A 14,478-nucleotide genomic window follows, 5' to 3' on the forward strand; every position below is an offset into this window, starting at 1 on the left:
CTCGACAATTCAATCAGGTTTACGGCTCGACCAAACCGATTCGAGCGTGGGCTCTTGCGAAGGACTGGGGGCCGCGGCCGACGGCGGATCGGCCGGCAGCGCCGCGGGGCGCGCCTCGGCACTCGTCCCCTCTTCGTCGCCGGCGCTCGTATTGAGGCGGTAGCCCGTGGCATAAACCGACTGGATCGTCCAGCCCACGCCGGCCGCTTTCAAATTGGCGCGGACGCGGCTGACGTACATGTCGACCGAACGCGTCTGCACGTTCGCATCCCAGCCCCAGACCACGCTGAGGAGGTCCTGCCGTTGCACGACCGTTCCCGCATGCGTGGCCAAGTGCCAAAGAATGTCGAACTCCTTCGTGCCGAGCGGATGCGTTGCGCCGCTCGCGACGAGCGCCTGCCTGCCTCGGTCGAGCACGCAGTCGCCGACGATCATCTTGCGACCGTCGACGTTCGTGCTGCTGGCTCGGCGCAGCACGGCGCGGATGCGAGCAAGCAAGACCGTTCGATCCACGGGCTTGACGAGAAAATCGTCCGCGCCCGTGTCGAGAATCTTGGCGATATCGGCTTCGGACGAGTGCACCGTCTGAAAAATGACCGGCACTGACGAACGGGAGCGCCCTCGCACGAAAGAAAGCAATTGCTCGCCATTCACGCCGGGCACGTCCCAATCGAGCAAGAGAAGATCCGCCCAATGATCGGCGAGATGGTTGCGCGCCTCGAGCCCGTCGTGAAACGACGTAACCTGATAACCCTCGGCTTTGAGCCAAGAGACGAGCATCGCATGCTGGGCCGGGTCGTCTTCGACGACGAGCACGCGGACGGGTTTGCCTGTCGTTTGAATCATTTCATCGCTCCCGCCGCGAACGCGCGCACCGAATCGCGCACGCTCGGCATGGCCGCCGCCGCGGAATCGGCCGCCCGCTGCTGCTTGACGACACTCGGCAAACGCATGACGAACGTCGTACCGCCGTCTTCATTGATTTGCGCGTGCAGCGTCCCGCCATGCAGCGTGACGATACGCGTGGCCAGCTTCAGCCCAAGGCCGAACCCTTTCGACGTTTTTTGCGCCAGTTCATCGAACGAATCGATGCGCCCTTTTTGATGGAGACCCGGCAAACCGCCCGCCGAATCCTTCACGCCGATTTCGACGATATCGTCTTGCAGCTTGAATGTGACAGACACGGTCGCACCGGCCGACGACGCCTGAATCGCATTGTCGATCAGGTTTTGCAGCGCACGCGCGACGAACGGACGAAGTCCGTTGACCCATGCGGGCCGGCCGTCTGGCAACCACAACCGCAGCGAGACACCGCGATAGACGGCCGCCACCTCCAATTGCGGCACGAGCTCGCGCAGCGTGGCGCGCAGGTCGAAGCGCGAGAAGTCGCGCCGCTCGAGATTGCCCACGACCGACGAAAACAAGAAATTCTCGCCGAGCCCCAGCGCATAGCGGGCCAACTCCCCGATCTGCCGCATGCCGCCGCATTGCGCGAACGTCGCGGCATCGAGTTCTTGCAATTGCGTCAACGCGACGATTGAATTGAGCGGCGAGCGCAGATCGTGCGATAAAAAGCGCAGCGAGGCGATTCGTTCGTCGAGCGCGCGATGCACCGGCGTGATATCGACGACCGCCACCGATGCTGCCACATAGTACGGATCGCCGCGGCCGTCGTCGTCCCCTTGCTCGTCGACGCGCGTGAGCTTGAGCCAACACCAGGTGCCCTCGATCTCGACTTCACGCCCTTGTTCGAGGGTCGCGTACGCCTCGGCGCCGCCGTGCAAGCAGAAGCTCAGTACGCTCTCGATCGACTCGCCCACGGAGATGGGGATACGCAGCATCGCCCGGGCGCGAGCGCTCGCGGCGACGACGCGCCCGTCGCGTCCTAACGCGATCGATCCCCAGGGCTGGCTGTCGAGCATCGCCTGCAAGCGCTTTCTGCCGGCATCGGGTTGCGCATCGTGCTGCGATTCGCGCTGAGCGGCGGGTTCGATGTGTCGGAGGCTTTCCATATTCATCCCTTGCAAAATGCACCCGGTCACGGTTCGATGATGCGTGGAGTCAGCAAGAACAAGCGCTCCATGTGACTGTCGTTCGTGCTCGTGGTCTTAAACAAGTTGCCGATGAGCGGTATCTTCGAAAGGACAGGTACGCCCGAAATGCCGTTGGAACGATTGTCGACGCGGTATCCGGCGACGAGCAACGCCTGGCCTTGCTTGATGAATGCCGAGGTGTTGATATTCGAACTCGTGACCACCGGCAGATTCGATACCATCTGCCCCGTGAATTCCCCATCCTCGATCGAGACGTCGAGCTTGATTTGCGTCGAGCCGTTTTCGCCGACGACCATCGGCAGCACGCGTAGCGAGACGCCCGTCGATACCGAGTACAGATCGGCCGACGTATAACCGGTTACGGGCACGAAGAACTGGGTCTTGTTCGCCATCACCGCTTCGAGGTTGTTCAGCGTCGTGACCTTCGGGCTCGCGTCGATCTTCGCTTCGTTCGTTTGCGTCAGCGCATCGATGCGCGTCATCAAGTACCGCCCGGCATCGCCGAGCACGGCCGCCATCGAGAGGCCCGTCGGCGAAACGGGCACCGGCGACTGCAACGACCCGTTCAACGTCGTGCCGCCGAACGTCTGCGTAAGCGTGCCGTTATACGTATTTTGCGGCAGCGTGCCCCCGCCCGTTTGAATGTCGACGTGGCTGTTGTGCGCGCTCCAATCCACGCCGAGCTGCTGTAGGGCATTGTCGTCGATTTCGATGATGTGCGCCTCGATCTCGATCAACTGCGGTTTGACGTCGAGCCGTTGCAGCAATTCGGGGTACTGAAACAGACGGTCGGGCGTGTCGCGCACGAGCACGGAGTTCGTGCGCGGGTCGGCTTGAATGACGGGCAATTCGTCGTCCTTCTGGCCGCCGCTCGCGTCACCGCCTGCGGGGGCGGCATTGTTCGCTGCTTGCGCGACGGGCGCCGACGGTTTGCCCGACAAGCCGGCGAGCGGTCCGCCGCTCGGAATCGGCGGCAACGGCGGCGTACCGGCCGCGCCGGTGCCGCCGTTCGGATAACCGCCCGCGTTCGAGCCCGCCACGTCGTTCATCGGCTTGGCCTTCATCACGCCTGCCGCCGCACCGGCCGCACCCGCTGCGCCCCCCACGCCCGATTGATTCGGGTGGTACATGCTATTGAGCAGCGAAGCGACGCCCGCGATCGTGACAGGCTGGCCGTCGACGTCCACCGTGCGGTCCGTCGCCCATGCGTGATGCAACGGGAACACGCGAATTTCCGTGCCCGAGCGGTGCGATGCGTTGTGATCGATCCGGTCCGCCACGTTCGACACCATCTGGACGTAGCCCGGCGGACCGTTGACGATGACGGCGCCTTGCGAGTCGTCGTAGATGAGCGGGAAGCGCTTGTCCGCTACGCCGAGTTGATCGAGCGTGCGCCGAAGCTGCTCGGCCGACGCGCTATCCAAGCGCAGCAGCGTGCTCTTCATCTCTCCCGGGGTGACGATGTCGAGCACCTGTCCGTCGTAGTACCAGACGAAGCCGAACGTGGCGGCGAGCGTATCGAGAAAGCGCTGGGGCGGCATGTTGAACCGCCCGCTGACCGAGCCCGACACCTCGCCGCCGATATTGGCCGGAATGCCTTGGCTCGCGGCGAGATCGCGCAGCACTTCCTTCACGTCCTTGCCGTCCGTCGAATAGGTGACCGTATTCGTCTTCCAATGCACCGTCGCGGCGGGCAGGCTCGGCGCGATCAGCGTCAGCGCGAGGCCGAGCGCGGCAAGCGGCGCTAAGCTGCGAAAGCGACGCCGTGTCGGGCGATGACGATCGTGTTGACGATGATTACGCACGCTTGCACTCTCCGGTTGACGCGACATGTTCAGTAAAAGGAATTGATGGTCCAGCCGGACACGACCGGCGACGTCAGCACGACATTGCCTTTCGGGCCGCAATAGCTCGTGTTATAGGGAGTTTGGATACCGTCGTAATTGGCCCAATCGGTTTCCAATACGACGTCGTAGCCTTTTGTATTCGGCGATGCGGATTGCAGAAGATTGACGTTGATCCCTGCGGCATCGTTGACGATCGTCGGCGATTGCGCCTGGTTGCGGCCGATGAGCGTATGGGTGTCGTTGTCGTAGATCGAGACGTATTGCGCCACCTGCCCTCGGTTGGTACCGATGATCTTCCCGCCTACGCACTGCTCGTCGTACATGTGCGCCCAGACGGCGGCCGAGATGATGCCCGGCTTGGACAGCTTCACCGTTCGCGTAATGGTGAAGCTATAGCTGCCCGTGCCGGAGTCGTAGCCTGGGTTGCCGCTGCCCGACGGATACGTTCCCGTGTACTGAAATTTGCATTCCGGGTAGTCTTGCGCGCCAGGGGTACCCATGATGATGTAGCAACCCTGATCGCTACCGCCCGGGCTGATTTGCGATTGGTTCTGCCACGTGCCGTTCTGACAGGACAGCACGCTGCCCGAGCTGTCCATCGAAATCTGGCCGGCGGAGGCGATCAGTTTGGAGTCGTCCGGGCACCCGTCGCCGATGTTGTTCGTCTTCGTCAGATCTAGCCGCGCTGCGGCGATCAGCGCATCGCCGATGATCAGATTACCGTTGTTGTCGACGACGAGGGGGTGCCATCCGTTGTTGCTGCCGGTGCCTGAGTATTGCCAAGGTACGCCGGTCGACAAGACGAGTGTGACGTCGCCCACCTTCACATTCTTTAGGTTAAGGCGGTCGGCGTCCGTCGCAACGGGATCGAGCCAATAGGCCGAGCCCGCGTACTCCCAATCGCCTGGAGACACGCAGACGAGCAAACGGCCGTTCGCGTCCGTCGTGATCTTACCGATCGCATTGGACACCTGGTGATTGCAATCGGCATCGAGCACTTCTTTCGCATGGGGCACCGTGTCGTTCAAATAGATCGGTGCATGAACGGCATTTGCGTCGGGATAACCCGCCACCCGCGAGCGATATAGGAAGTCGGGGTTTTTGTTCGCGACTGCACTTGTGAATACTTCGCTAACGAGGTGCCCGGCGGCCGTGGGGAGGCTGCCGCAACTCTGCCCCGTCGGATTGGGGGCGCCGATGATCCACGCGCCGTAGGCGCCGTAGGCCGCGCCGTTGTTCGCCGCGCCCGAGGCGATTTTGGATGGAATCGAGCCGCCGCCCTTTCCAGCATTCGCCGCGATATAGCCGAGTTCGAGATCGGGGATCGTCTGCCCGCCTTCTGTTACGAGCAGTGCGTCGATGCCGGTCGGGCTGGCTGTTACAAGCAAGCATGGGGACTGACCGTATGCGTTTTTATCTTGGATGCTTGCCGGCAAAAAGGAGGCCAATTGTAAAGCACCGGGTTGCGCTTTCAGCGGCACCACCACCGGAGACTTGGCCGCCACATCCGATGCAAGCTGCTGGTAATTGGCCTGCACGAGTTGCGTCGCGGCGGTGGCGAGTTGGGCCTGATATTGCGCGGCTTGCTGGTCGCGGATGTTCTGCATCGATGTGTTGATGAGCATCGACAAGCCAAGGAACATCAAGGCAGCAATAAACAGCACGCCCAGCGCTTCGACGAGCGTGGCGCCGCGTTGGCGACTGCGTGGGCTGAAGGTGATCGAACGCCGCATCGGTTGGCCCCCCTCAGCTCGCATAGACCTGCGCCAGCCATACCGGGCTGCCGTTCGGAATCGAGGCCGCTATACCCGCGGGCAACGGGATGGCAATCGAGACCTTCGACGGCGGTATTTCCTTTCCGTTAAAGGCCCGTCCCGCGAATACGGAGCCCAAGGCGAGCTGCGAAATTTCCGCGACGATCTCCGGCGAGACGTTGCTCGTCGTATAGACCACGACCGTATGGCCTTGCACGTAGTTTTGCCACATCGTGTTCGGCGTGTAATTGGCGACCGGCGTCAATTGATTCGATTGCACCGCGCCGTTAAACGCCGGATGCGCCGTCGCGTAATTGATGACCATTTGCCGATACGCAGCCATATTCAAGGCGAGCGCTTGCGTCGACGTCGTGGCTAAGACGTTCATTTGCTCGCCGACGAACGTCTCGTAGCCGGCGATCAGCATCGCTAACACCGCGAACATGGCAATCGCTAACACGGTTTTCTCCGTAGTAGGGATGAGCAGGGCCCGCCGGCGGGTGGGCCGGCGAGGGGTACAAGGATCGAACGACGTTACTTAGTTAGAGGTCCAAACTACGTCGCCGGCGCTCGACCCGCATGAGGTTTGGGCATCGGCCGGAGAGATCGGAGGTGTGTGAGCTGCCTTATCGGCCGGCCCAGTGACCGAAACCCACCCGTTGGAGGTCGCCGTCATTGCGTTGACGCAAAGATCGGCAGGCAAAGAGGTGTAAGTGATCGTGAATTGCTGCCCAGAGGCTGCCCCGGAAACCTTCACCCCACCGTTCCACGGCGCTCTAACCGTGGACGCTCCAACAGACAGGGTCTGAGGAAACGCCTTTGCGGTGATCAGCGTCTGCGTGATATCCGTGGTCCCGTAACTGCCCTGCGTCGTCATAAACAACTTGCGTGTCGCAGTTTGAATGGCAGATAGCTGCGAATTCACATCGTTGGCATTGGAACTACTAAACGCCGTATTAAGCAACGCGATGGCCCCAATCACGACGATCGCGGCGATCCCCAAGTAGGCGATCCCTTCGAGCAGCGACGCCCCTTTCTGCAACCGACGTGTCTTCGAATACTGATGCTTTTTCATTTGGTCCCCCAGTTCATCAATGACGGCAATGTCCAAAATCCCGAAGTGCCGCTTAGCGCATCGCGCGCGTGACGGCTGCGATTTCCTGCTGAATCCCGAAAAACCCGGTAATAAGCCATGCGATGACCAGAGCAAGCACGATGATGGCTGCACCGTTCAACACCTTCATCTGCACGGAGATCGTCTCCACCCCTTCCTCGAGCCACTCTTCCGCGATCGTCTTCAAAGCCTCCGAAAACCCGCTGTATTCGGAGTAGACGCATAAGTCGTCGACGATTTCTTGCGACGGAAACCGATAGCCCGCGTTACGCATTGCCTCGCCGGCATTGAGGCCCGATTTCACGCCGAACAGCGTGTCGTCGATCCGCGCGCGCAGCCACGGCCGCGCATTCGTCGCGAGCCTAAGCAGCGACTTCTCGACCGTGAACCCAGACGCCTGCAACGACGAAAAGGCCATCAAGAAACCGCTCCCCACCACGAGCCGGTAAACCGAGTAAGGCGGCACGCGGTCGAGCGCGGTACGAATGCGGCCGTTCCAGTGCGGCATCGACCAGCCCACGAGCGCAACGAAGAGCCCGAGCACGGCGAGCGAGGGCCACAGCCAATGCTGCACGAAGCCCGACATCACATAGAGCGAACGTGCCGTGCCATGCCAATCGGCAGGGTTGGCGAATTGCTCGAACCGCGGAATGACGCGCGTGCCGAACAGGTATAAGTAGCAAACGACCATCGCGAGCACCATCACCGGATAGGCGATGCCGCCGAGAATCGCCGAGCGAATCTTGCGGCTCGACTGCACGACGCCCGCCACCGAAACGAGCGCCGATTCGATCCGCCCCGCTTGCTCGCCCGCCAAGATGATCAATTGCTCCGATTCCGGCACCCAACCCGCCATGCCCTCAGCCAGCATGCCGCCGTTTTGCACGGCATGACGCCAATCGCCAAGGACGATCGCCATCGCTTCTTTCGGCTTACGTCCGCCATGCGAGGCGCGCAACTCCAGCTCCTCCAGCACCTTCAAGAGCGGCAGCCCGTTCGAGAGCATCTTGCTGATCTTGCGATAAAGCCGCAGCCGCTCGCCCGTCGTCAGTTGCAGTTTCGCGAACGCGCGCTCGAGGTCGGGCAGCGCGAACGGCAAGCGAATGAAATCAAGCCGCACCATAATTGGCTCCGATCACATTGCCGCCGAAGCTGTCGTAATCGACTTGCTCGGTCAGATGCCCGACGACGCGCTCGGCCATGCGTGGATCGACGAGGCCGTCGAGCACCTTCTCGATCGCGTGATCGACGACGGTTTGCCCATCCAAGTGCCGAATCCAATAAGCGATGGCGCCCGCCTTATCGCCATCGCGCAGCAAGGCAAAAAATCGCGCGTCGGTGCGGATCACCTCAGCCACCACGGTTCGTCCGATCGTCCCGCGCTCCCGGCAATGCTCGCAGCCTGGGCCCGCCAAACAGACATCGCCGATGCGCGCCCCGGCCACACGCTTGATGCGCGACACGAGCGGCGCATCGAGTTCGTGCAGCCGATCGGCGAAGCGCTCCTTGCAATGCGGGCAGAGCAGCTTGACGAGGCGCTGGCTGATCAGCCCCGTCACGACGGTCTCGTCGGTGACCATACGGAGCGGCAAGCCGAGGTCGATCAGACGGTCGACGATGGCGACCGCGCTGTTCGCATGCAACGTCGTCCAGACCTGGTGCCCCGTCATCGATGCGCGCAATGCCGTTTGGGCCGACGCGCGATCGCGAATCTCGCCGATCATGATCGTGTCCGGGTCCAGCCGCATTGCGTTCGCAATCGCTTCCGCGAAAACCGCCGAACGCGCCTCTTCGCCGAGCGCGTTGACGACTGGCGTTTGCACGGCACCGGCGATCGGATATTCGACCGGATCCTCTACGGTGATGACGTGAATCGTCCCGTCGGTATCCTTGATCTCGCTCGCAAGCACGCGTTGCAGCGTCGTCGATTTGCCCGACCCCGTCGGCCCGCTGATGATGTTCATCCCGATCGGCTGGGCCTTCAGGAATTCGAGCGCGTCTGCCTGCGCATCGGTAAAGCCGAGGCGCTGAAGCTCGGTGGTATCGCCCGCGTCGTTGTAGAGCAGGCGCAATACCATCAAGCTGCCTTCGCTCGTCGGCGCGGTGGCAATGCGAACGCCGAACAATTGATCGGGCAACTTGTCGCGGTCGCCGATCGCGGCGTCTTGACGCTCCGTCGGCTTATACGTGTTGTCCGATACGCTCGCCATCGCCGCATACAGCGTGGCCAGCAGCCGTTCGCCCTGCTCGCGCGTCTGCTCCTTCACGCGTTGAAGCTCGTTATGCACGCGAAACAAAATCTCGGTGCTAAAGCGATGAACGCGAATGTGAATGTCCGATGCGCGTTCGCGGCAAGCCTGCGCGATCAGCTCCTTGGCAAGGACTTGCATCGCCGTATGATCGAGCGGCTCCGCGCCCGCACGGCAACGCTCGCGATACGCGCGGGCGACCACGTCCAGGCCGACGAACGTCGGCACATGCCGGTGACTGAGGCGATCGAGCCGCGCCCGGTAAGAGAGCACGAACGGGTTCATCGCCTGCCCTTCGGCGATCAAGAGCCGGCCGTCGTCGAGCAAGCAAAGAAACTTGCGCTCCTCTTCGCTGGCGGCGAACTCGCCGCTATCCGATAGCGCCTTCGCGTTCGCAAGGTCGAGCGGCTCGGCTTTCGTTTTGAATTCCGAGTGCTTGATGCCCAATGCGGCCCGCGCGGATTCCACCGACGTACGCGACGGATGCAGCGGCACGGGGACAGCGGAATGGGACTTCGCGTTCAGTATGCGCATGATCAGTTCCTCGGCAGCGGCGGAAAGCCTGTGGCGTTCGACTCGGGGGCGCCGGCATAGGCCGATCCATCCCACGATCCGACCATCGGCAACTGAACTTTCGCGCCGCCGCGCACTTGCGCATAGACGGCATTGGGCTTGATCGAGACGATCCTCATGCCGTTGGGCAGCGTGTCGCCTACCTTGACCTCGAACTCGCCTGCGTTACGGCTCTCGAGCGTCGCGAACAGCTTCGTCCCAAGTCCTTCGACGGCACGCACGCGCACTTCGTCGGGACCGCCCGATCCATTCAAGCGATTCAGCTCAGCGGTACGCTGCGCGATTTGCGTCTGCGTTTCGAGCTTCTTGAGTTCGGCTTTCAGCACGACCGTCTCGCCCTCGAGCCGCGTAAGCGCCGCAACGGTCGCTTGCGCTTGCGGGGACGGCGCATCGACGACAGGCGGCGGAGACGTCATCGCTGCGGCCGGCGTGGCCGACGCGGAGACCGGAGCCGCCGCCGGCGTTTGCGGCGCGGCATGCGCGAGCGGGGACAGCGCCAGCGCGACGCAAGCGAGCGCAATCGCTTGCATGCTTTGGATCGACTTACCTTGCATAGATCTCTCCTTCCACAACCCAAGCGCCGTTTTGATACGACGCCTTCTGAAGTCGAACGCCCGGTTGATCGAACAGCGGGGCGACGAGCGTGGGCGCAATGCCTTCGAGGTTCGCCGACAAGCGCCAGACGCGCCACGTGGGCGCGGCTGCGGGCGGGTCGTGCCTGCCCGGTAATGAATTGACGATGGTCGACTTCACCGAGGTGTCGTCGCGCTGCTGCACCGCGTCTAGCTTTAATGCCACGCCGAGCGGCTGAAACGCATCGAGTAAGCGCAACCGCAACTGCGTTTCCGCATCGAGGGGCTCATCGTCTAGCCGCGATGACGGAAGCTGCACCGTCATCACGGCCCGATCGCCGCTACCGTCGATCTGCGCGCTCGGCTGCGCGGCCAACAAGAAGCCGACCGTCGAGCCGTTGCGCGACCACACGTAGCTCGCGCTGGCTTGCGAGCACGAATATTCGTCGAGTTGCCAGCCGCCCGGCGATAGGATGCCGAACGCACGTAGACACGAACGCAGCATTGCCGAGGGCGTCGGTTGCGTGGCCCACGGATGCACGATCGGCGCGGGCGCCCCACTGCGATTGCCGTTCGCGACCGCGCGCGCTTTCATTAGCGCAACCATCTTGTCGAACTCGACTTGACGCTCGTGGTCGCGGTACTTCGCATACCCGAAGGCGACGCCAAGCGTGAGCGTGGCCACGCCGGCGGCCACGAGCAACGGCGTGCCAAGCGAGCGCCGCACCGGTTGCACGGCCAAAGCGCGCGGAACGCGCAGCTTGCCGTTACGTTGCGGCAGCAACTCGTCGAGGCTGCGTTGGTAGAAATTGTGGAAGCCGAGGCTTTCGAGTTCGGCATCGCCGATCACGACGTTCCAGCCGCCCAAGCCGTAGTCCGCGATCAATCGATCGAATACTTCCTCGCGCGAGCCGAGCCAATCGCCGTTCGGCAAAAAGACGTTGTCGCGCACCGCGAAGTAGGCCCAACGACCGTCGGGCACCTTGAACGCCCCGAGCCAATTCGGCGCCGGCTGTTGACGCCCGTCGTAATGCGCGCCTTGCTTCGCGATCGCCTCGCTCACGATCGCGCCGAGCGACAGCAGTCCCGGCTGTACGCCGTCGCGCGCACTTGAGAAGCCGGCCTCGGCCACGTCGCGGCCAATGCGCACGATCAGCAGATCGAAATTGAGCTTGTGCGCGAGCTCGATCGCTTCCTTGCGCAACTCCCGGCGCCGCGACAGCGACTGCCAGAACAGTCCGCTCACGAATCGCTGGCGGCCGATCTGGAGGACGAGATTGGACATGATGTGCCCCTTGGCGCGTGCGTTATGCGCCGGCCGCCGACATCGAAATCGGCGTGAGCAGAATCACGATGATGTCGCGCGAGCGCGTGGCCTCGAAGCCGCCCCCGAACAAGTAGTTCTGCGCTTTGCCCGTGCCGCGTTGCGTGAGATTGTCGTTCGTCCCTTCATAGCCGCTGATGACCAGCGTCGATCCCGATTTCATCGCCACACGTTGCAGGAAGTTGCGCGTATCGATTTCCGGCGTTTGGATTTGCAGCGGATTGGTGCCGCCGCTCGACACCTGCTGCAACTGGATCAACGACGACAAGTTCGTATAGAACTGCAACAAGATGGTGCCGTCGTCCAACACGTGCGGCAGCAACGTCATGTTGAAACCCGTCGTCACCGTGCCCGGCGTCAGCGACGTTTCCGAGCCCACGTTGGCCGTGTTCGTCGTCGAGATCGAGGCGAGATAGCCTTGCTGCGTCGCGACTTGGACAGGCACGGGCTGATTGTTGAGCGTCGTCACGGATGCGGACGTTTTGCGTCGCACCTTGCCTTGTTCCGACAAGGCCGAAATCGCGGCCACCGTTCCGTTCGCGCGGCTGTTCGGCGTGATGACCGAGGCCGAGAACGACACGGGATTCGTAAGCGTCGCGGGAAACGAGTTCGCGAGATTGAATCGCGTTCCGAGCGCTTGATAGAAGGCGGTCCAATCGATGCCGTAGCTGTCCTGGTCGGATAGCGTGACCGTGAGCACCGTCACGTTGATCATGACTTGCCGCGACATCACGCGGTTTTGCTCCTGCATGAAGTTCGCGACGCGCTCGAGTGCGTCGGGCGTATCGGTAACCGAGATCGAGCCGGTGGCTGGCGAGGACACCACCTGCCCGTACGGCGAGAGCATCGCTTTGATCGCGGCATCCAAACTGCCGAAGATCGACAACTGCGTATTGACCAGCGTCGTCGAGCTGTTGTCCGAGGACACGCCCGTGCCGCCCGAGCCGCCCGAGGTACCCGTCGAACCGATCGTGCCGCTCGTACCGCTGCCGCTCGCGTTCGAGTTGGTGGCCGAGCTGACCACATTGGCCTTCACCGCCGAATCGCCCGGCACCGCGCTGACTTGGAACGTGCGCGTATCGGTGAAATAGAAATCGACGACCCCGTTCGCGTATTTCCAATACACGCCGAACTGTGCGCAGGCCGAATCGAGCAACCCTTTCAGATCGCCGTTGCTGTAGACGATATGCAGCGGCATGGCGCTGCCGCCTGTACCGCCCGCAAGCGAGCCGCGCGCCGTGGGCAGCGGGGGTTTGACCGCGACTGCGCCGTTGGCGTTGCCCCCCGCCGAGCCCGAGCGCCCGTCGCTCCCCGCGACACCTTCGAGCGTGCGCTCGGCCGCTGCGTTCGCATCGGGGGCGACCTTCGTCGGCAATTGCGTGAGGCGCGTCACGCGTTCGGCGAACTCTTGCAGCGAGGCGACCGATCGATCGAACGTCGCCGGTTGCGCGAAGATCGCGGGCAACACCGCCTCCGTGCCGAGCTTCACGGTGCGGCCGGACAGCCAGATGCCGTTGTCGACGACCACGTCGTCGAGCGCGCGAACCGCATTGTGGCCCTTGCTCGTATCTGCGACGAGCGCATGGCTATGCGCGGCATCTTGGTCCGCCGCATCGCTGATGCGTTGCGAAAGGCCGGAACAGCCCGCGTTCATTAGGAACACTAACGACATAACCATTGCCGTGCAGCGTGTCGAACGGATGTTGCGCATCATGCTGCCCCCTTCGCGACGATTCGCAGAACTTTGTTACCCCGGTACAGAACCGCCTGAATCGGCGTGTCGGATTTCTTCAGCGCTTCGACGACAGCTTCCAATGCCTGCTCGAAGGTGCCCGTGACGGTGGCATCGGCATCGACGCCGAAATCGATCGGCACGTCCCACACGAGTTGCCATCCGTCTTCTTTCGCCCAGCGCGTAAGCACGGTCTTAACGGTATGGTCCGACAGCGAGAGATGCCAGCTTCGAATCGGCTCCGACGGCGCCGGAGGCGCATCTGTATGCGGGTCGGACGCAGCCGGTGCGCTAACCGTCGTCGCCACAACCGCTCGGGCGTTCGCCGGCGAGCTTTTGGGGGGTGTCGTGTTCTGGGCGGATGCGGTAGTTCCCGTGCCCGGAACGCTCGACGTGCTCGCGATATTCGAGCGCGATACCTCCGTGGCTGGCGACACAGGTGCCGGGACCGGCGCCTTGGACACGACCGGTGCAGCCGGTGCAGCGGGTGCGGCAACAACCACCGGTTGCGCCGGCGCGGAAAGCATCGCGGGCTTGGCGAGAGGGGTTGCCGTTTGATTCACGGCACGATTCGCTTCGGGCGAAGCGCTAACCGCCATGGGCTGCGCGGCGGCCGGCGCCGATTGCATCGCCGCGAGCAACGGCGGTTGCGCCTTGAGCACAGGCACGGTCGGCGCTGCCGGCGCGTTGGCATCGGGCGGCAAGCCCCATACATGTCGCATCGCGAGACTCGCATCGTCGCTCATGGCACTGCCGGCCGCGCTCAAGTTCGCGCGCACCGTGACGAGTCGAAGGCGTACGTCGACGTCGGCGCTCAGCGTGGGATCGGCGGCAAGCGCCTCGCGCAGCGCGACGACGAACGGAACATGCGCGTGCCAACTCACCGGCACGTCGGCCCAGGGCCCCGCGTTGGGCATGTTGATGCTGTACGCGGGCGGGACGATTTGTTCGAGCGCGTGTCGAAGAGGCACACTGCGGCCGCCCTCTTCGACGCGCGGCACGGCGCGGGCCTCGCCCGCGACGCGTACCTGCTCCGAATCCAACGATTTCGCCAACGCCGCGGAGCCATCGGCGATGCCGCATGCCATACCCGCGAGAACGGCAATGCACACTGTCAGCTTCTGCATATTCTTGTCCTTGCCGATTCGATCAACAAAGCCAGCGGCAAGCCCGGACACGCAAACCGCGTCCGACGATATGGGCGAAAGTCTGCACCCTCGTAGCCGTCCCCCCACGAGACGGCTTGCCTGCCGCCGGTT

12 protein-coding genes are annotated in these 14,478 nt (G+C 63.0%); all 12 read right to left on the reverse strand.

Translation table 11 applies throughout. The annotated features are described in order from the left end of the window. Positions 1-9: 9 nt before the first annotated feature. The gene (locus tag AB1286_RS26775) at positions 10-846 is read right to left on the reverse strand and encodes a response regulator transcription factor (RefSeq protein WP_430366243.1); all 837 of its coding nucleotides are present in this window, start codon (positions 844-846) and stop codon (positions 10-12) included. Further along, complete coding sequence (locus tag AB1286_RS26780; protein WP_430367328.1) at positions 843-1,922, reverse strand: sensor histidine kinase; 1,080 nt, start codon at positions 1,920-1,922, stop codon at positions 843-845. The genes AB1286_RS26775 and AB1286_RS26780 overlap by 4 nt, the downstream gene beginning before the upstream one ends. Before the next feature lie 116 nt (positions 1,923-2,038). Then, on the reverse strand, positions 2,039-3,886 hold the full coding sequence (gene sctC / locus AB1286_RS26785; RefSeq protein ID WP_430366244.1) for a type III secretion system outer membrane ring subunit SctC: 1,848 nt from the start codon (positions 3,884-3,886) through the stop codon (positions 2,039-2,041). 2 nt (positions 3,887-3,888) lie between these two features. Continuing rightward, complete coding sequence (gene pilV, locus AB1286_RS26790; RefSeq protein WP_430366245.1) at positions 3,889-5,634, reverse strand: shufflon system plasmid conjugative transfer pilus tip adhesin PilV; 1,746 nt, start codon at positions 5,632-5,634, stop codon at positions 3,889-3,891. 13 nt (positions 5,635-5,647) lie between these two features. Beyond that, entirely contained in the window at positions 5,648-6,115 is a 468-nt protein-coding gene (pilM, locus tag AB1286_RS26795) for a type IV pilus biogenesis protein PilM (protein WP_430366246.1), read from the reverse strand. 78 nt (positions 6,116-6,193) lie between these two features. Further along, positions 6,194-6,730: a type 4 pilus major pilin gene (locus AB1286_RS26800; RefSeq protein WP_430366247.1), complete on the reverse strand. Its 537-nt coding sequence runs from the start codon at positions 6,728-6,730 to the stop codon at positions 6,194-6,196. Between the two features lie 52 nt (positions 6,731-6,782). Further along, positions 6,783-7,892, reverse strand: coding sequence for a type II secretion system F family protein (locus AB1286_RS26805; protein WP_430366248.1), 1,110 nt, complete (start codon positions 7,890-7,892; stop codon positions 6,783-6,785). Then, on the reverse strand, positions 7,879-9,552 hold the full coding sequence (locus AB1286_RS26810) for a GspE/PulE family protein (RefSeq protein ID WP_430366249.1): 1,674 nt from the start codon (positions 9,550-9,552) through the stop codon (positions 7,879-7,881). Before AB1286_RS26810 ends, AB1286_RS26805 begins: the two co-directional genes overlap by 14 nt. A 2-nt stretch (positions 9,553-9,554) precedes the next feature. Further along, positions 9,555-10,145: a type IV pilus biogenesis protein PilP gene (gene pilP, locus AB1286_RS26815; protein ID WP_430366250.1), complete on the reverse strand. Its 591-nt coding sequence runs from the start codon at positions 10,143-10,145 to the stop codon at positions 9,555-9,557. Beyond that, the gene (pilO2, locus tag AB1286_RS26820) at positions 10,135-11,448 is read right to left on the reverse strand and encodes a type 4b pilus protein PilO2 (protein ID WP_430366251.1); all 1,314 of its coding nucleotides are present in this window, start codon (positions 11,446-11,448) and stop codon (positions 10,135-10,137) included. The genes pilP and pilO2 overlap by 11 nt, the downstream gene beginning before the upstream one ends. A gap of 22 nt (positions 11,449-11,470) precedes the next feature. Next, a complete protein-coding gene (locus AB1286_RS26825) occupies positions 11,471-13,165 on the reverse strand; it encodes a PilN family type IVB pilus formation outer membrane protein (RefSeq protein WP_430367329.1) in 1,695 nt (564 codons plus the stop codon). 32 nt (positions 13,166-13,197) lie between these two features. Then, entirely contained in the window at positions 13,198-14,346 is a 1,149-nt protein-coding gene (locus tag AB1286_RS26830; protein ID WP_430366252.1) for a TcpQ domain-containing protein, read from the reverse strand. Positions 14,347-14,478: the final 132 nt, after the last annotated feature.

The organism is Trinickia sp. NRRL B-1857 (assembly GCF_050470685.1).
Lineage (GTDB): Bacteria > Pseudomonadota > Gammaproteobacteria > Burkholderiales > Burkholderiaceae > Trinickia.